Origin of the sequence: Microbacterium testaceum StLB037, from assembly GCF_008763945.1 — a bacterium.
In the GTDB taxonomy this organism is placed as follows: Bacteria; Actinomycetota; Actinomycetes; order Actinomycetales; family Microbacteriaceae; genus Microbacterium; species Microbacterium testaceum_G.
In genome coordinates this window covers 88985-106760 of the sequence record NZ_VTQH01000001.1, presented here as the reverse complement: position 1 = coordinate 106760, position 17776 = coordinate 88985, and the positions used below count along the sequence as shown (strand labels likewise).

The window sequence follows — 17776 nt, the reverse complement described above, 5'->3', positions numbered from 1 at the left end:
TGCAGTGACCCCCGACCGCACCGACGCGAACCCCGACGAGAACGCCGACCACGGCGTGCTCGACGAGATCGGGAACCTCGACACGGCCAGCATCACGATCCTCGGAGGACACATCGCCCAGGTCAATGTCGACCTGCCGGCGACGAACGACGACGACGATCTCGATGACGACGTGATCGAGGACGAGATCCCCCTCGACGAGGCCGATCTGGCCGCCCTCGACGCCCCGCGCATGCCCACCGCCGCCGACGACCACCCTCACGACCACGACCGTGACGACATCGTGCACGACCCGCACGTGGAGCAGCTGCCGACCGGCGACATCATCCTCGAGCCGCACGACGGCGCCGAGGTCGCGGAGTCGATCGCCGACGCCGACGTGCACGACGCCGAGATCGTCGACGACGCGACCCGCGGGTCGACGGATGAGATTCCGGATGCCGAGCACCCGGCCGCCGAGGAACACTCGGGCGACGACGTGCTCGACGCCGAGCCCTCCGCAGACGGTGTCGAGGCCGATGCGACTGACCTCGACGCCGACCCCGACGCCGCCCCCGCCGTGAGCACCGACGCGGACGGTGACGTCGACGCGGACACGGACGACGCGGGCGCCCACGACGACGATCGCGACGTCGAGGCCGACCAGTGGGCGGACGCCGCGGAGGCCCCCGCCGAGGGGCTCCCCGGAGATCCCAAGGGGGCCACGCCGACCCACGACGAGGAGGACGAGCCGTCGGACGATGACGAGCTGTCCGATGACGACGCGCGTGCAGACTCCGACCCCGTCGATGCGGATTCGGAGGAGTCGGACGCTGTCGAGCAGGGACCGGCCGAGAGCGACGCGTGGGCGGACGATCTCGCCGACGCCGAGATCGTCGACGACGTCGAGCTGCTCGAAGCCGATGCCGCGGAGCCGGTCGATGCGTTCGACTCCGCCTCGCTCGGCACGGAGGCCGCAGAGCTCGACCACGCCCCCGCGGGCGCGGCCGAGGCGCACGACGGTAACCACGCCGCCGAAGACGCTGCGGAACCGCTCACGCACGCGCCGTGGGTTCCCGCCGCGGACGACGACCGCTTCGAGCATGCCGCGGCGCTCGCGACCTCGTCCCCGAGGGACGAGCCGATCGGCGACCCGGCGAGCGAGGGCCAGCCGAGCAGCGGCCAGCCGATCGCCGACGAGGCGAGGAGCCACGAGTCGAGCATCGACGCGGCGAGCGAGGACGAGGGCGACACCGCCGAGGCGGCGACCACCGACACCGCCGAAACGACGACCTCGAGAGCCCCCGAGGCGACCGCGCCGGAGACGACCGCACCCGCCCCCGCTCCCGAACCCGTCGCCCCCGCCGTTCCGTCCACCCGCGCCGAGCGGGCCGCCACCGGAGTCATCGGCACGATTCCGCTCACGCGTCGTAGCGCTCAGCAAGCCGACGAGGCCGCGCGCGCCGCCGACGAGGCCGCCCGTGTCGACCGCGCTCACGCCCTGGAGCGCGTGCGCACGCCCGCGCCCGAGATCGCGCTCACCTCCAAGCGCATCGGCGAGATCGACGACGCCCGGGAGAGCTCCGACCTGCTCACCGCCGACCGTCTGCTCGACCCGCGCCAGATCGCCCGCCCCGAGCCGGAGGGCCTGTGGCAGCAACTGGTCTACTCGGTCTCGCGGCACCGCATCAACCTCGGCGACGGCCGCCGTGCGCGTCAGCGCAAGGACCTCGACCGCCGTATCGCCGCGCCGCTGTCGGGCGGCGCCCGCTTCGTGCCGGTGCTCTCGCGCAAGGGCGGTGTGGGCAAGACCACCGTGACCTCGCTGCTGGGCATGGCGTTGGCTGACGCCCGCGACGACCGGATCATCGCGGTCGACGCCAACCCCGACCGCGGCACGCTCGCAGACCGCGTCGGCCGGCCGAACGGCCGTACGGTGCGCGACCTGGTCCGTTCGCACGACGAGATGGCCGGGTACAACGACGTCTCCTCGATCGTCGCCCGGGATGCCACGCGCCTCGACGTCCTGGCATCCGACTCCGATCCCCGTGTGTCGGAGGCCTTCAGCGACGACGACTACCGCCAGGTCGCCGACGTGGCCGCGCACTACTACTCGATCGTCCTCACCGACACGGGCACGGGCATCGTGCACTCGGTCATGGGGGCGACGCTCGAGCTCGCCGACACCCTGGTGATCGTGGCGGGGCTATCGGTCGACGAGGCGCGTCTCGCGTCCGAGACGCTCACCTGGCTCGAGACCAACGGCTATGCCGCGCGGGTCCGCGACGCCGTGGTGGTGCTGAACAACTCGCGCCCCGGCGCCCCGCTCGTGCGCGAGAGCGAACTCGAGGCGCACTTCCGTTCGCGCGTGCGCACCGTCATCCGCATGCCGTACGACGCGCGGATCGCCGCCGGCAGCGCCATCACCTTCCGCGACCTACAGCCCTCGACCCGACAGGCCGCGCGCGAACTCGCCGCCGCCGTCGTCGAAGGCCTGCGCACCCCGGCGGCCGCGGCATGACCGTTCGTCCGATCCGCCTGTTCGGCGACCCCGTCCTGCGTGCGACCAGTGCGCCCATCGAGCAGATCGACGACGGCATCCGTGCCCTCGTCCACGACCTCATCGACACGGTCGAGCTTCCCGGTCGCGCGGGAGTCGCCGCCCCGCAGATCGGGGTGGGACTTCGCGCCTTCAGCTACAACATCGACGGCGACATCGGCTACGTGTTGAACCCCGTGCTGGTGGAGACCCGCGGAGAGCCGCAGCCGGTGGGGGAGGGCTGCCTCTCGGTGCCCGGTCTGTGGCACGAGGCGATCCGCTACCCCTGGGCGAAGGTCGTCGGGATGGACCTCGACGGCAACGAGGTCGTGCTCGAGGGCGAGGGACTGCTCGCCCAGGCTCTGCAGCACGAGACCGATCACCTCGACGGCATGCTGTACCTCTCGCGGCTTCCCGCCGAGACGCGCCGCGAGGCCATGCGCCAGGTGCGCGAGAGCGACTGGTTCTGACCTGAGCTGAGCAGAAGGGCCCGGATGCCGGCATCCGGGCCCTTCGTCTGCCCGCGCTGGTCACGAGAACAGGACGGGGCGACGAGGACAGGCCGATCAGAGGCGGATCGTCCTGTCTTCGTGACGTCTCCTGTTCCCGCGACGCGAAACGGCCCGGCCCCGCGAGGGGACCGGGCCGTCGTCGGACCACGCGTCAGGGCAGCGAGACGTTCGTCGTGTTGACCGGCACGGCGTAGATGTCTTCGATGTCGTCGGCGAAGTCCGACACGATGACGTTGCGCTTGATGCTCATCTTGGGAGTGAGGTGCCCGCTGGCCTCGGTCCACTCGGTGGGGAGGATGGTGAACTTGCGGATCGACTCCGCGCGCGAGACGCGGGTGTTGGCGCGGTCGATCGCGCCCTGCACCTCGGCGCGCACCTTCTCGTTCTGCGCCGCCTGCTCGAGCGTCATGTCGGCGGGCAGGCCGTTGTTGGCCAGCCAGGTCGGCAGCATCTCGGGGTCGAGGGTGACCAGGGCCGCGATGAACGGCTTGTGGTCGCCGACCACGACGACCTGCCCCACGATCGGGTTCGCGCGGATGGGGTCTTCGAGGGCCGCGGGGGCGACGTTCTTGCCGCCGGCGGTGACGATGATCTCCTTCTTGCGGCCGGTGATCGCGAGGAACCCGTCGCTGTCGAAGGCGCCGATGTCGCCGGTCTTGAACCATTCGCCGTCGAACGCCTCGGCCGTGGCATCCGGGTTCTGCCAGTACTCGCGGAACACGTTGATCCCGCGCACCTGGATCTCGCCATCGTCGGCGAGACGGATGCCGACACCCGGCAGCACGGGACCGACGGTGCCGATCTTCGACTTCGTGGCGAGGTTGACCGTGGCCGGGGCCGTGGTCTCGGTGAGGCCGTAGCCCTCGAGGATCACGACGCCGAGGCTGCGGAAGAAGTGGCCGAGGCGGGGGCCGAGAGGGGCCGACCCCGACACCGCGTAGACGACGCGGCCACCCATGGCATCCCGGAGCTTGGAATAGACCAACTTGTCGAAGAGCGCGAACTTGATCTTGAGGGCGAGGGGGATCTTCTTGCCCTCCTGCAGGCGCTGCGAGTGCTCGATCGCGGCGTCGGCGGCGGCGCGGAAGATCTTGCCCTTGCCGCCGGCCTCGGCCTTCTGCTCCGCGGAGTTGTAGACCTTCTCGAACACGCGCGGCACGGCGAGCAGGAACGTCGGCTTGAAGCTGCCGAGCGCCGGGAGCAGCTGCTTGGTGTCGGGCTGGTGGCCCGTCTTCACACCCGCGTGCACGTTCAGCAGCGAGATGAAGCGCGCGAACACGTGCGCCGTGGTGATGAACAGCAGCGTCGAGGCGCCCGGGGTCTCGACGACCTCGTGCAGGGACTTGGCGGAGTTTCGCGCCAGCTCGACGAAGTTGCTGTGCACCAGGACGCAGCCCTTGGGGCGGCCGGTCGAGCCCGAGGTGTAGATGAGGGTCGCGACGTCGGAGGCTTTCGCCAGGTGGCGACGTCGCTCGATCTCCTCGTCGGTGATGTGCGTGCCGCCCGCCACGAGGGCGTCGAGGGCGCCGGAGTGCATCGACCACACCTCGCGGACGAGGGGTAGGTCGCTGCGCACCTCGTCGAGGCGCTCGGCGTGCTCGGGCGACTCCAGCACGACGGCGATCGCGCCGGAATCCGACAGGATCCACGAGATCTGCGAGGGAGAGCTCGTCTCGTAGACCGGGACCATGACGGCCCCGGCGTAGAAGAGGGCGAAATCGACCAGGGTCCAGTCGTACGTGGTGCGGGCGATGAACCCGACCTTCTCGCCCGGCTGGACGCCGGCGGCGACGAAGCCCTTCGCGAGGGCGATCACCTGCTTCTCGAACTCGGCGGCGGTGACATCGCGCCACCCGTCGCGGTCGGGGACGGCGAACAGCGGCCGGTCGGGGGTGGCGCGGACGCGGTCGGCGAGCAGGTCCGACGCGTTGGCGTCGGGATCGGCGGGGACGAGGGCGGGTTGATCGAACTGGATCACGGCAACTCCTTTGGCACCGGAAGAACGTCGAGCGGTTGGACGAGTCTATCCGCACGGCCGCTCGCTACCCGGGGAGCGCAGCGCATCATCCTCCGGAGCGCAGGATGGCTAGACTTCTCCGGGCCGAGCCGCACGGCGGGCCCGGAAGGGAGCGCGGTGCGCAACGTCGGCATCGATATCGGGGGAACGAAGATCGCGGGAGGCGTCGTCGACGACGACGGCACCATCATCGAGAAGCTCCGCGTCGACACGCCCATCGACCCCTCGGCCCTCGTGGACGCCGTGGTCGACATGGCCGATCACCTCCGCCGCGCGCACGAGATCCACGCGATCGGCGTGGCTGCGGCCGGCTTCATCAGCCGCGACCGCAGCACCGTCATCTACGCGCCCAACATCGACTGGCGCGACGAGCCGCTGCGCGCACGACTCGAGCAGCGTCTGAACGCCCCCGTCACGATCGAGAACGACGCGAACGCCGCCGGCTGGGGCGAGTACCGGTTCGGTGCGGGCCAGGGCGTGCGCGACATGGTCATGCTCACCATGGGCACCGGTGTCGGCGGGGCCGTCGTCACCGACGGAGAGCTCTTCCGCGGCGGACACGGCATCGGCGCCGAGCTCGGCCACATGCGCTTCGTGCGCGGCGGGCACCCCTGCGGATGCGGGCAGAACGGATGCCTCGAGCAGTACGCCTCGGGCCGTGCCCTGCAGCGCGAAGCCAACGCCATCGCCGACGAGGGCGGCATCGGTGCGGCCCTCGCGGCCGTCCGCGAGGAGCGCGGCGCGATCCCCGGACCCGCGGTGTCGCGGCTCGTCCTCGCCGGCGACCCCGGCGCGGTCGAAGCCCTGCGCCGCGTCGCCACGGCGCTCGGCGAGGCGTGCGGCGGCTTCCAGGCGGTACTCGACCCCGAGGTCTTCGTGATCGGCGGGGGAGTGGCGCAGCTCGGCGCCGACCTGCTCGAGCCCGTGAAGCTCGCGTACGAGACCTCGCTCCCGGGGTACGGTGAACGTCCGGTCGCGGAATTCGCGATCGCGCGCCTGGGCAACGACGCCGGTCTCATCGGGGTCGCCGACCTCGCTGGCAAGGAGCGCTGACGATGTTCTACTGGCTCATGAAGTACGTGGTCATCGGACCGGTCATCAAGGCCGTGTTCCGCCCGTGGATGGTGGGCCGGCGCAACATCCCCACCGAGGGTGCGGCGATCCTCGCCAGCAACCACCTGTCGTTCTCGGACTCGATCTTCCTCCCGCTCATGATCGACCGTCGTATGGCGTTCCTCGCCAAGAGCGACTACTTCACGGGCAAGGGCCTCAAGGGCTGGGCCACCCGCATGTTCTTCACCGCGACCGGTCAGCTGCCGATCGACCGCTCGGGCGGCAAGGCGTCGGAGGCCTCGCTCAACACCGGACTCGGCGTCCTCGGACGCGGCGAGCTGCTCGGCATCTACCCCGAGGGCACGCGCAGCCCCGACGGCACCCTGTACCGCGGGCGCACGGGTATCGCGCGCATGGCGCTCGAAGCACGCGTCCCGGTCGTGCCGGTGGTCATGGTCGACACGGGAGCCGTCATGCCGATCGGCCAGCGTCTGCCGCGCGTGGGCCGTGTGGGGATCGTCATCGGCGAGCCCCTCGACTTCTCGCGCTTCGAGGGCATGGAGGGCGACCGCTACGTGCTCCGCTCGGTCACCGACGAGATCATGGTCGCGCTGCAGCGTCTCGGCGAGCAACGTTACGAGGACGTCTACGCCTCGACCGTGAAGGACCGTCTGGCCACCGCGCAGGCGGCAAAGGCGCCGACCTCGCGCCACTAGACTTGCGGGGTGAATCAGCAGCTCCACGACCTCGACCACTGGCGAACCCTGCCCATCAAGCAGCAGCCGCAGTGGTATGACGAGGCCGCTGTGGCCGCGGCATCCGCAGAACTCGCGACCCTTCCCCCGCTGGTGTTCGCCGGCGAGGTCGACATCCTGCGGGAGCGCCTCGCGCGCGCCGCTGCCGGCCAAGCGTTCCTCCTGCAGGGCGGTGACTGCGCCGAAACGTTCGCCGGCGCGACCGCCGAGCAGATCCGCAACCGCATCAAGACGGTCCTCCAGATGGCCGTCGTGCTGACGTACGGCGCCTCGATGCCGGTGGTGAAGATGGGCCGCATGGCGGGCCAGTTCGCCAAGCCCCGCTCGAGCGACGTCGAGACCCGGGGCGATGTGACCCTCCCCGCCTACCGCGGCGACATCGTCAACGGCTACGACTTCACCGAAGAGTCGCGCAAGGCCGACCCCGCGCGCCTGCTCAAGGGCTACCACACGGCCGCGTCGACACTGAACCTCATCCGCGCGTTCACGCAGGGCGGGTTCGCCGACCTGCGCGAGGTGCACAGCTGGAACAAGGGCTTCGCGAGCACGCCGGCCAACCAGGCGTACGAGTCGATGGCGATCGAGATCGACCGCGCCATCAAGTTCATGGAGGCCGCCGGTGCCGACTTCGACGAGCTCACGCGCGTCGAGTTCTACACCGGTCACGAGGGCCTGCTCATGGACTACGAGCGCCCCATGACGCGCATCGACTCGCGCACGGGCCTGGCGTACAACACCTCGTCGCACTTCCAGTGGATCGGCGAGCGCACGCGCGAGCTCGACGGCGCGCACGTCGACTACTTCTCGAAGATCCGCAACCCCATCGGCGTCAAGCTCGGCCCCACCACGACGACCGAGACCGCACTGGCGCTCATCGACAAGCTCGACCCCGAGCGCGAGCCCGGGCGCCTGACCTTCATCACGCGCATGGGCGCCGGCAAGATCCGCGACGCGCTGCCGCCGCTGCTCGAGGCCGTCCGCGACTCCGGCGCGACGCCCCTGTGGGTCACCGACCCGATGCACGGCAACGGCATCACCACCCCGACCGGCTACAAGACGCGTCGTTTCGACGACGTGGTCGACGAGGTGCGCGGCTTCTTCGAGGCGCACCGCTCGGTGGGGACGCACCCCGGCGGCATCCACGTCGAGCTCACCGGAGATGACGTCACCGAGTGCCTGGGCGGCTCGGAGCAGATCGACGAGGCCACGCTCGCGACCCGCTACGAGAGCCTGTGCGACCCGCGCCTGAACCACCGTCAGAGCCTGGAGCTCGCGTTCCTCGTGGCCGAGGAGCTCGAGAAGCGCTGACCCGTCTCGACAGATCGACGCCCCCGACACTAGTGGTCGGGGGCGTCGTCAATTCAGGATGCTTGCCCCGGCCGCTCCTGCCGGGGCATGGCTCTGCGAATCACGCGGGACGAGGAGTTCCTACCGTCTGGGCCGGGGCGCCTCGACGGTGGTGCCGGCCCCACGGGCAATGGGGACGGGCTCGAAGGATACGCCGGTGAGAGCTAGAGCGTCGGCGTCAGCGTGATCGTCGAGCCCTGAGGAGCCGTCGTGCCGGCCTTGGGGTTCGTGGCGCGCACCTTGTAGATGTCCCAGTACTTGAAGCCGAGGGGCAGGGTGCCGTCGTCGATGCCCGCATTCACCTCGAAGCCGAGCGCTTCGAGGGTCTTCACGGCATCCCGGATCGACATCCCCACCACGTTGCCGGGGATCTCGACGGGCTTCGGGCCGATGGACACGCGCAGGGGAACCGTGTCGCCGGGGCGCCAGTTGCCGCCGCCGTCGCGCTGGCCCATGGAGATGACGTTCCCGGATGCCACGGAGTTGCTGTACTCCTCGGTCACCGCGGTCTTGAGCCCGACGGCGTCGAGGGCGCGCTCGGCCTGCGACCGAGAGTCTCCCGTGACATCGGGGACGGGTCCGAGCGAGACGACCAGCGACGCCGCGTCTCCCTCGTAGACCGTGCAGCCCTGGGTGCAGTCGATGGCGTTGCCGCCGGAGCGGGGGATCACCGAGGCGCCCAGCACCGTGCCGTCGGCGGGGTCGGCGAACTGGCGTTCGGGATCGCCCGCGACGCCCACGAACGCCTGCTCGAGGATCGCGCGCACCTCGTCGGCACTTTTGCCGCCGAGCTCGGGGATCTGGTGGGTCGCCGGTCCGATCGAGACGAAGACGGTCACCACCGTCTCTTTGTCGAGACGTTCGCCGGGCGCGGGGTCGGAGCCGACCGTCGTGCCCGAGGGGATCTCGCGGTCGGTCACGTCCTGCTGCTGAGCCTGCAGCTGCTGCTGGGTGAGCAGGGCTTCGGCATCGGCGAAACTGCGACCCGAGACGTCGGGGACGGCGACCAGCGATCCCGGCCCCGACCCGAAATACCACCCGGTGAAGCCCGCGCCGCCGGCCATCAGCAGCACGAGCACCAGGAGCCAGGCTCCCCGCGTCGCGCGTCGGCGGGTTCGCGTGCGCAGGCGAGCGGCATTGTCGGGCTCGTCGATGGTGGCGGAGGGGAGGGATGCCGTCTGGGGCAGGACCTTCGTCAGCTCGCGGGACTCGGTCGGGGTCGCGGGGCCCGCGGTGCCGACGGCGACGGCGCGGGCGACCTGGGGGGCCAGACCCAGGTCCTTCTCGATCGCGCGCAGACGGTCCAGCATCGCGCCGGCGTCGATCGGTCGATCGCCCGGCTCGCGCTCGGTCGCCCACAGCACGAGCTCATCGAGCTGCTCGGGAACCCCGGGGTTCTTCGCGCTCGGACGCGGCACCGAGTCGGTGGCGTGCTGGTAGGCGATCTGCATGGGCTGCTCGCCCTTGTACGGCTGCTCGCCGACGAGCATCTCGTAGAGCATGATGCCGAGCGAGTAGATGTCGCTGCGGGCGTCGGCGGTGCCGCGCGTGACGAGCTCGGGGGCGAGGTAGGCGATGGTGCCCATGAGCTGTGCGCCGCTCGCCGTGTTCGCGGTGGTCGCCCTGGCCAGGCCGAAGTCGCCGATCTTGATGCGGCCGTCTTCGGCGAGCAGGACGTTCTCGGGCTTCACGTCGCGGTGGACGATGCCGGCGCGGTGCGCGGCCGCGAGCCCCGAGAGGATGGCATCCATGATCGTGAGCGTCTGATCGACCGTGAGGCGCCGGTGCTCGCGGAGCAGCTCGCGCAGGGTGATGCCCGGAAGGTATTCCATGACCAGGTAGGCCATCTCGCCGTCCTGGCCCTGGTCGAACACGTTGACGACGTGCGGGTCGCTCAGGCGTGCGGCCGAGCGGGCCTCTTGGATGAAGCGGCTCTGGAACACGGTGTCGTCGCTGAGGTGGCCGTGCATGACCTTGAGCGCGACGCGGCGCTCGAGGCGCAGGTCGGTCGCCACGTACACGGTCGCCATGCCGCCGCGCGCGATGCGCGCGCGCACCCGGTACCGGCCGTCGACGAGACGGCCGATCAGCGGGTCTGCCTGCTGACTCGTGCTCACACGTCGAGTCTACGGAGCGGCTCCTGTGAGCCCGGGGAGCGGCTCACCCTCACCTGGACGGAGAACCGGAGTCGAGGATCCCGGCCGCGCCGCTCGCCCGCCCCGCTCACCCGAGGACGGCGAGCCAGGTGGTGGCGGGCTGCTCCCACTGCGCATACCGATCGGGGTAGGCCGAGATCTGCACGGCCTGCGCGGCGTCGGTGTACGGCAGCTGCTCCCACCCGGGGATGTCGAGCAGGCCGCGCGTGGCGGTGCCATTGGGGTCGGCCGCCCCGCCGTAGAACACGCGGGTCGAGCGGTCGCGGTCGAGGATCTGCTCGGCGCTGCCCCAGCCGGTGCTCGGGCGCTGCTGGAACAGGCCGAGCGAATCGCGGTCGCCCCAATCGAGGTTGCGCAACCACGACTCCTGCATCGCCGTGCCGAGGGCGATCAGGATGCCGCGGTCGGAGACGCCGAGTTCGCGCCCGATGCGGATGATCAGACGCGCGTTCTCGGACTGCTCGGCGTCCAGCCCCGGTGCGGTGGTGGGGGCGGCGGCCGCGGGGGCGGGCGCGCCCGAGGGAATGCGCAGCACATCGCCCGGATAGATGATCGAGGCGCGCGTGAGGCCGTTCGCGCTCAGAACGGCGTCGACCGTGACGCCGTTCGCGCTCGCGATCGCCGAAACGGTGTCGCCGGGGTGCACCTCGTGGGAGCGGGGCTCGGGCTCGGGGGCGGCGGACGCCGGGGGAGCGGAAGCGGCCGCGGGCGTGAGGGCGAGCACCTGTCCGGGGCGGATGACGCTGTCGGGGGCGAGCCCATTCGAGGCCAGCACCGCCGCGGTGTCGAGGCCGTGCGCGCGGGCGATGCCCCACACCGTGTCGCCGGGCTTCACCGTGTACGTGGTGGGGGCGGTGACCGCGGCGAGGACCGGTGTGCCGAGGCTGCGCGCCGCGGACGGGAGCGGGGCGGGCGGGAGCGAGGTCAGCGCCGGTTCGGGGGGAGCGGCGTGCGCGGAATGCTCGGCGGTGAGCGTAAGCGCGATGGTGCCGGCCACGGCCGCGGGCCAGATGGCGGCCGCGCGGTGTCGCGCGGGCAGGGGGGACATCGTGAGTCGTCGCATGGTGGGGGATTTCCGTTCTTCCGACTGCCCGACACGGTGGCACGGCTCGGGACGGATGTCAACGAAAGGGACTGCTGTGACGTATGTGACGGGTGGGACGCACGGCGTCGAGTGCGGCTGCCCGCGGCTGCAGTGAGAAGATGAGGGGGTGAGCGAGACTTCCCGTTACGAGACCGAGTGGCTGACCATCCCCGACCTGGTCGAGATCATGGACGAGTCGCTCGGCCGCGTACGCCGCCTCTTCGACGAGCACTACCTCGTGGGCACGCGTCGCGACGGCGTCTTCAAGGTGCCCGCGGTCTTCGTCGTCGACGGACGACCGCTGCCGTCGCTGCGAGGAACGATCATCGTGCTGCACGACGCGGGCTTCGACCCCGACGAGACCATCGACTGGCTCCTCAGCCCCGAAGAGACCATCGGGGTCGCACCGATCGAGGCTCTTCTCGCCGGGCGCAAGAGCGAGGTACGGCGGGTCGCCGCGACGCTCGCCTGAGCCGTCGCGCCGTCAGGCCGACCGTTCGGTCGCGGCGCGCGCCAGCGCGCGGAGGGCGTCGAGCGCCTCGGTGTCGACTCGGGCGTCGGCGAGGGACTCGTCGGCCTGCCGGGCGTACCCGGCGATGAGCTGCTCGGTCCGCTCGAGCGCGCCGGTGTCGACGATGGTGCGCTGCAACGCCGCGATCTGCGACGGCTCGAGATCTGGGTCGCCCAGAAGGGCGTCGAAACGCTCGCGCTCCTCGAGCGGAAGACCCTCACGGGTATAGGCGACGAGCACCGTGCGCTTGCCCTCGCGCAGGTCGTCGCCGACGGGCTTGCCGGTCGTCGCGCTGTCGCCGAAGACCCCGAGCACGTCGTCGCGCAGCTGAAAGGCCATGCCCACGTCGTGGCCGAAGCGGCCGAGGGCGTCGAGCTGCTCGTCGTCCGCCCCGGCGAGCGCGGCGCCGATCTGCAGCGGCTGCTGGATGCTGTAGCGCGCGGACTTGTACGACGCGATGCGCAGTGCCCGCTCGGCGTGGGTGTCGTCGGGGTACACCGTGTAGGCCGATTCCTCGGCGACGTCGAGGAACTGACCGATCGTCACGTCACGGCGCATGCGAGCGTAGGCGCGGCGAGCGGCCGCGGCGTGCGGGTGCCCCTCCAGACCCTCTTCGAGGAGGTCGTCGCTCCACGCCACGAGGAGGTCACCGAGCAGGATCGCCCCCGAACGCCCGAAGGAATCCGCATCGCCGGCCCAGTCGGCATCCTGATGCCCCTTCTGCAGGGCGCGGTGGGCGGCGGGCTGACCGCGGCGGGTGTCGCTGTTGTCGACCAGGTCGTCGTGCACGAGGGCTGCCGCGTGGAAGATCTCGAGGGAGGTGGCCACGGCCAGCGCCGGCTCGTCGAAGAATGCCGGTGCCGACGCGTCGAGCGCGCGCACGGCGCTCCAGCCGGCGAGGCAGAAGCGGGCCCGCAGGCGCTTGCCCCCCTGCACGGCGGACGCTCCGGATCGGCTGAAAGAGACGGCCTCGGGGCCCAGTGCGGAGGCGTACGATAGCTGTTCGGAGAGGAACTTGTCGAGTCGCTGGGAAACAGCTTCGATCGGTTCCGGGGAGGTCGGCACAGGCCTAGCCTAGTGATCCACGCCGCACGTAGAATCGTCCGCAACGAACAACAGAGGGGGATGCATGCCACTGTCAGAGCAGGAGCAGCGTCTGCTGGACGAGATGGAGCGCCATCTCATGAGCAACGACACCGATGTGGTGTCGGCCCCCAGTCGTGCCCTCAGCTACCGCAACATCGTGCTCGGATCGATCCTCGTGCTGGCCGGCCTCGGCGCTCTCGTCGCGGGCGTGTCGATCGGCTTCAACACCGGCTTCCTGGGAATCGCCGTCGGCGTCGTCGGCTTCCTCCTCATGGTCGGCGGTGTCGTCTTCGCCGTCACCCCCACGCGCGGTGCTGTCGCGACGTCGCCCACGGCAGCCAAGCCCCGACCGGCCCGCGCCTCCGGCTCGTCGTTCATGGACCGCATGAACGAACGCTGGGACCGCCGCCACGACGGACCATAAGCTCCGACACCCTCCACCCTCAGCACCGGCTCTTCGGAGCCGGTGCTTTTTCGTGCGCCCGGGGCCGCGCCCCCGGGTGAGCGCGCCCAGGCCCTCACTCACCGGGTGAGTGAGGGAGTGGAGGGGGTGAGGTCCCGGCATCCGGGCTCGAAACGCTCCCTTTTCCTCCACCCGCGCTCCCGACCGGGGTGGCGACCGCGGATTCGCCGCGGAATCATGCGGAATCACGAGCTCCGAGCCGGTGTGGTCGAACACAGTACACGGCTGTGGTTCTCCGCAGAAGACCCGGCTTTTCGATAGCAAAGTGGAGGGGGGTGGAGTAAAGTGGGGGAAACTTCGCAGGCCGGACGAAGGGGGTGGACGCCCGAATGCTGCTCGGAACGCACACACCCAAGCTCGACGACAAAGGTCGGGTCATCCTGCCGGCGAAGTTCCGGGACGATCTCGGCGCCGGAGTGGTGATCACGCGCGGGCAGGACCGCTGTCTCTACGTGTTCAGCACCGAGGAGTTCGAGCGCGTTCACGAGCGGATCCGCGAGGCCCCGCTCAGCAACAAGCAGGCCCGTGACTTCCTGCGCATGTTCCTCTCGGGAGCCAGCGCCGAGAAGCCCGACAGCCAGAACCGCATCACCGTCCCGCCCGCACTGCGCACGTACGCGGGTCTCGGACGCGAACTCGTCGTCACCGGCGTGGGCGCGCACGCCGAGATCTGGGATGCCGAGGCCTGGAACTCCTACGCGGAGAGCAACGAAGAGACGTACGCCGAGATGGAGCAGGAGGTGATCCCGGGACTGTTCTGACCCTTCGGCTGTGATGCCCAGCCGCTCGCCCTGACGCACTTCCCCGGCGCCAGGTCGATGCGGATGGGGATCAGAGTCCGAAGGTTCGCCCGGTACATCATGGACATCCGCGACATCCACACTCCTGTCCTGCTCGAGCGGTGCGCCGAGTTGCTCGGTCCCGCCCTGCGCAGGCCCGGATCCGTCTTCGTCGACGGCACGCTGGGCATGGGCGGGCACTCCGAGGCCTTCCTCGAGCGGTTCCCCGAGACGCGCCTGATCGGTCTCGATCGCGACACCGACGCCCTCCGCATCGCGGGGGAGCGCCTGGCCCGCTTCGGCGACCGCGTGACGCTCGTGCACACCGTCTACGACGGGATCGCCGAGGCCGTGGCATCCGCCGGCGTCGAGAAGGTCGACGGCATCCTGTTCGACCTGGGTGTCTCCTCGCTCCAGCTCGACGAAGCCGCCCGCGGTTTCGCCTACGCGCAGGACGCACCGCTCGACATGCGCATGGACCAGACCACCGGCGTGACCGCGGCCGAGGTGCTCGCCACCTACGGCGAGGGCGACCTGCGCCGCATCTTCGAGCGCTACGGCGAAGAGAAGCTCGCGGGGCGCTACGCCCGCGCGATCATCGCGGCCCGTGCCCAGGCACCGCTCGAGCGCTCGGGTCAGCTGGTCGAGGTGCTGCAGGCGGCGACCCCCGCCGCGGTGCTGCGCGAGCGCCACCCGGCCAAGCGCGTCTTCCAGGCCCTGCGCATCGAGGTCAACGCGGAGCTCTCGGTGCTCGAGCGCACGATCCCGGCGGCCCTGAAGGTTCTCGGCATCGGCGGGCGCATCGTCGTGCTGTCGTACCAGTCGCTCGAGGACCGACTGGTCAAGCGTGTGTTCGCCGAGGCGTCGACCTCGACCGCTCCGCGCGGGCTGCCGGTCGAACTGCCCGAGCACGCGCCGAAGTTCCGACTGCTCGTGCGCGGCGCCGAGCTGGCATCCGACGAAGAGCGCGAGGTCAACCCCCGCGCCACCCCCGTGCGTCTGCGCGCGGCCGAGAGAATCCAGGAGGACGCATGAGTGCACCCCAGGCCATCGATGCGGCTTTCCTGCCCGAGTTCCCGACGCCGGTCCGTGAGCGCCGGCTCACCGTCGTCCCCGCCACCGCGCGCCGGCGTGCCCCCCGTCGCCTGTTCGGCGTGATCGCCGTGCTCGGCGCCCTGGCGATCGTGCTGGTCCAGATGGGTCTCGGCATCCTGACGACGCAGAGCTCGTTCGAGATCTCCTCGCTCACGCAGCAGCAGCGCGACCTGACGTACCAGAAGCAGATCCTCTCCGACGAGAGCGCCGGGCTCAGCTCGCCGCAGTACCTCGCGGCGAACGCCGCCGCCCTCGGCATGGTGATCGATGAGTCGCCCACCTACCTGCGCCTCAGCGACGGCGCGGTGATCGGCTCCGACAAGCCGGCCGACACCGCCTCGTCGGTGGATGCCAAGGGTCGGGGTTCGGTCAGCAACGCCCTCATCTCGGGTGTCCCGCTGGTCACCGACCCGGCGGCATCCACGACCGAGACCGGTGCGGCGACCGCCGCTGGCGAGACCCCCGCATCGACCGCACCCGCCGAGGGTGGGACCGCGCCCGTCGAATCCGCGACACCCCCGACGATCAGCGACGGTCTGCCGACTCCCGCGACACGATGAGAGCCATGACGACGACAACCTCCCGTTCCCCGCGGCGTCGCACGGTCGTCGCCCTCGCGGTCGTCCTGATCGTGATCGTCGCCTTCGTCGTCCGGCTGGTCGACATCCAGGTCGTCAACGCGCGCGAGCACGTGGACGACTCGCTCTCGATGGGTCTGCAGAGCTCGCGCGTCGAGTACGCCACGCGCGGCTCGATCGTCGACGAGAACGGCGTCGCCCTGGCGACCAGCGTCAACCGCTACGACGTGCAGATCGACCCGATGCTCGCCATCAAGGGCATCACCACGCGCGACGACGACGGCAACGAGACCACGACCGCCTGGCCTGAGCTCGCCGCCCAGATCGCCGGCGTCACCGGTCAGGCCGCCGCAGACGTGCAGAAGATCGTCCAGGATGCCGTGGCCGCGAACCCCGACTCGCAATACGCGATGATCGCCAAGAACGTCTCGACCGAGCAGTACCGCGCCCTCGTGGCGCTCGGGCTGCCGTTCCTCAGCTTCCCGCCGCAGGCCGGACGCATGTACCCCGACGGCGCGGTCGCCGGCAACCTGCTCGGCTTCGTCGGCAGCGACGGTCAGGCCCTCGCGGGCCTCGAGTCGGCCGACAACGACTGCCTCGCCTCGACCAACGGCAAGGTCGTCTTCCAGCAGAGCCGCGACGGCGTGGTGCTCCCGGGCACCGAGGTCGTCACCGAGCCCGCCGTCGACGGCGGCACCCTGCAGCTCACGATCAACCGCGATCTGCAGTGGTACCTGCAGCAGCTCATCGCCGAGCAGGTGCAGAACACCGGGTCGCTGCGCGGCACGATCACCGTGGTCGAGGCGAAGACGGGCAAGATCCGCGCCCTCGCCGAGTACCCCACGGTCGACCCCAACGACCCGACCGCGACCCCCGAGAAAGACCGCGGCAGCCGCGCGTTCTCGAGCCCCTTCGAGCCCGGCTCGACGTTCAAGGCCCTCACCACGGCCATCGGCCTCGACAGCGGCTCGTACACCCCTGAGACCACGGTCACCGCGTCGAGCCGCGAAGTGCTGGGAGACGCCCGCGTCTCCGACGCGTTCTCGCACGGGCCCAACGTCTACACGCCGACCGGCGTGCTCATCGACTCCTCGAACGTGGGCATCTCGAAGTTCGCCGACATGATCCCCGCGCAGACGCGGTACGACTACCTGCAGAAGTTCGGCGTCGGCACGAAGAGCGCGATCGACTTCCCCGGTGAGTCCGACGGCATCCTGCACCCCGTCCAGGACTGGGACAAGCAGACCTTCTTCAACACCGCCTTCGGCCAGGGCCTCTCGGTCACCGTGCCGCAGCTCGTCGGCGCGTACCAGACGATCGCCAACGGCGGAGTGAAGAAGCCCCTGTCGATCGTCGAGGGCTGCACGGCGGCCGACGGAACCGTGTCCGACGTGCCCTCCACCGAGGGCACCCAGGTCATCTCGACCGACACGGCGAAAGAAGTCTCGCTCATGCTCGAGAACGTCGCGACGCAGGGCGAGCTCGCCTCGAAGATCGCCATCCCGGGCTACCGCATCGCGATCAAGACCGGCACGGGTGAGAAGGTGGACGAGAACACGGGCGTCTACAAGCCCGACGCGTACTACACGACGATGATCGGTTTCGCCCCCGCCGACGACCCGCAGTACGTCGTCGCGGTCAACCTGGACGAACCGCGGACGGTAAAATCGTCCGCGGCCACCGCCCCCGCGTTCCAGAAGGCCCTCACCCAGGTTCTCAAGTCCTACCGGGTGATCCCGTCCGGAACCACGACCCCCGAACTGCCCAAGTTCGGCTGAGAAAGAGCCCACGTCGGTCTCGTCTCGGTAACGAATGCGACCGG

Annotated in this window: 15 protein-coding genes; 11 read left to right on the top strand and 4 right to left on the bottom strand. The window is 70.4% G+C overall.

From position 1 onward, the window contains the following. Positions 1–4: 4 nt before the first annotated feature. Both F9B98_RS16045 and def read left to right on the top strand, forming a co-directional pair. Entirely contained in the window at positions 5–2500 is a 2496-nt protein-coding gene (locus tag F9B98_RS16045) for a MinD/ParA family protein (protein WP_225310168.1), read from the top strand. Beyond that, positions 2497–2988 carry a peptide deformylase gene (gene def, locus F9B98_RS00550; RefSeq protein ID WP_150951504.1) on the top strand — a complete coding sequence of 164 codons (492 nt, stop codon included), beginning with the start codon at positions 2497–2499 and terminating at the stop codon, positions 2986–2988. Before F9B98_RS16045 ends, def begins: the two co-directional genes overlap by 4 nt. A 193-nt stretch (positions 2989–3181) precedes the next feature. Here the strand turns inward: def and F9B98_RS00545 are convergent, their stop codons facing one another. After that, entirely contained in the window at positions 3182–5008 is a 1827-nt protein-coding gene (locus F9B98_RS00545) for an AMP-dependent synthetase/ligase (RefSeq protein ID WP_150951502.1), read from the bottom strand. Positions 5009–5164: 156 nt separating this feature from the next. Between F9B98_RS00545 and F9B98_RS00540 the strand changes: the two genes are divergently transcribed. The 3 genes from F9B98_RS00540 to F9B98_RS00530 are packed head-to-tail and all read left to right on the top strand — an operon-like array spanning position 5165 to position 8163. Further along, positions 5165–6100 carry an ROK family glucokinase gene (locus F9B98_RS00540; RefSeq protein WP_150951500.1) on the top strand — a complete coding sequence of 312 codons (936 nt, stop codon included), beginning with the start codon at positions 5165–5167 and terminating at the stop codon, positions 6098–6100. A 2-nt stretch (positions 6101–6102) separates the two neighbouring features. Continuing rightward, positions 6103–6816 carry a lysophospholipid acyltransferase family protein gene (locus F9B98_RS00535; protein WP_144828007.1) on the top strand — a complete coding sequence of 238 codons (714 nt, stop codon included), beginning with the start codon at positions 6103–6105 and terminating at the stop codon, positions 6814–6816. Positions 6817–6825: 9 nt separating this feature from the next. After that, positions 6826–8163: a class II 3-deoxy-7-phosphoheptulonate synthase gene (locus tag F9B98_RS00530; protein WP_150951498.1), complete on the top strand. Its 1338-nt coding sequence runs from the start codon at positions 6826–6828 to the stop codon at positions 8161–8163. Positions 8164–8366: 203 nt separating this feature from the next. On the opposite strand, the gene pknB is transcribed toward F9B98_RS00530, so the two are convergent. Continuing rightward, complete coding sequence (gene pknB / locus F9B98_RS00525) at positions 8367–10319, bottom strand: Stk1 family PASTA domain-containing Ser/Thr kinase (protein ID WP_150951496.1); 1953 nt, start codon at positions 10317–10319, stop codon at positions 8367–8369. A 106-nt stretch (positions 10320–10425) separates the two neighbouring features. Then, entirely contained in the window at positions 10426–11406 is a 981-nt protein-coding gene (locus F9B98_RS00520) for a LysM peptidoglycan-binding domain-containing protein (RefSeq protein ID WP_225310167.1), read from the bottom strand. Positions 11407–11569: 163 nt separating this feature from the next. On the opposite strand from F9B98_RS00520, the gene F9B98_RS00515 reads away from it, so the two are divergent. Next, a complete protein-coding gene (locus tag F9B98_RS00515; protein ID WP_412177019.1) occupies positions 11570–11914 on the top strand; it encodes an Rv2175c family DNA-binding protein in 345 nt (114 codons plus the stop codon). A gap of 12 nt (positions 11915–11926) precedes the next feature. Here F9B98_RS00515 and F9B98_RS00510 read toward each other — a convergent pair whose 3' ends face one another. After that, positions 11927–13018: a polyprenyl synthetase family protein gene (locus F9B98_RS00510; protein ID WP_150951492.1), complete on the bottom strand. Its 1092-nt coding sequence runs from the start codon at positions 13016–13018 to the stop codon at positions 11927–11929. A gap of 64 nt (positions 13019–13082) precedes the next feature. Between F9B98_RS00510 and F9B98_RS00505 the strand changes: the two genes are divergently transcribed. From F9B98_RS00505 to F9B98_RS00485, 5 genes are all read left to right on the top strand, one after another. Beyond that, positions 13083–13463, top strand: a complete 381-nt coding sequence (locus F9B98_RS00505) for a DUF3040 domain-containing protein (protein WP_150951490.1) — start codon at positions 13083–13085, stop codon at positions 13461–13463. Between the two features lie 368 nt (positions 13464–13831). Further along, positions 13832–14263 (top strand): division/cell wall cluster transcriptional repressor MraZ, encoded by a 432-nt coding sequence (mraZ, locus tag F9B98_RS00500; protein ID WP_056227713.1) that lies wholly within the window; start codon positions 13832–13834, stop codon positions 14261–14263. Between the two features lie 99 nt (positions 14264–14362). Further along, entirely contained in the window at positions 14363–15316 is a 954-nt protein-coding gene (gene rsmH, locus F9B98_RS00495; protein WP_191966598.1) for a 16S rRNA (cytosine(1402)-N(4))-methyltransferase RsmH, read from the top strand. Further along, positions 15313–15936, top strand: coding sequence for a hypothetical protein (locus tag F9B98_RS00490; RefSeq protein ID WP_150951485.1), 624 nt, complete (start codon positions 15313–15315; stop codon positions 15934–15936). Before rsmH ends, F9B98_RS00490 begins: the two co-directional genes overlap by 4 nt. A 5-nt stretch (positions 15937–15941) precedes the next feature. Beyond that, positions 15942–17732 (top strand): peptidoglycan D,D-transpeptidase FtsI family protein, encoded by a 1791-nt coding sequence (locus F9B98_RS00485; protein WP_150951484.1) that lies wholly within the window; start codon positions 15942–15944, stop codon positions 17730–17732. The last annotated feature ends 44 nt before the right edge of the window (positions 17733–17776 follow it).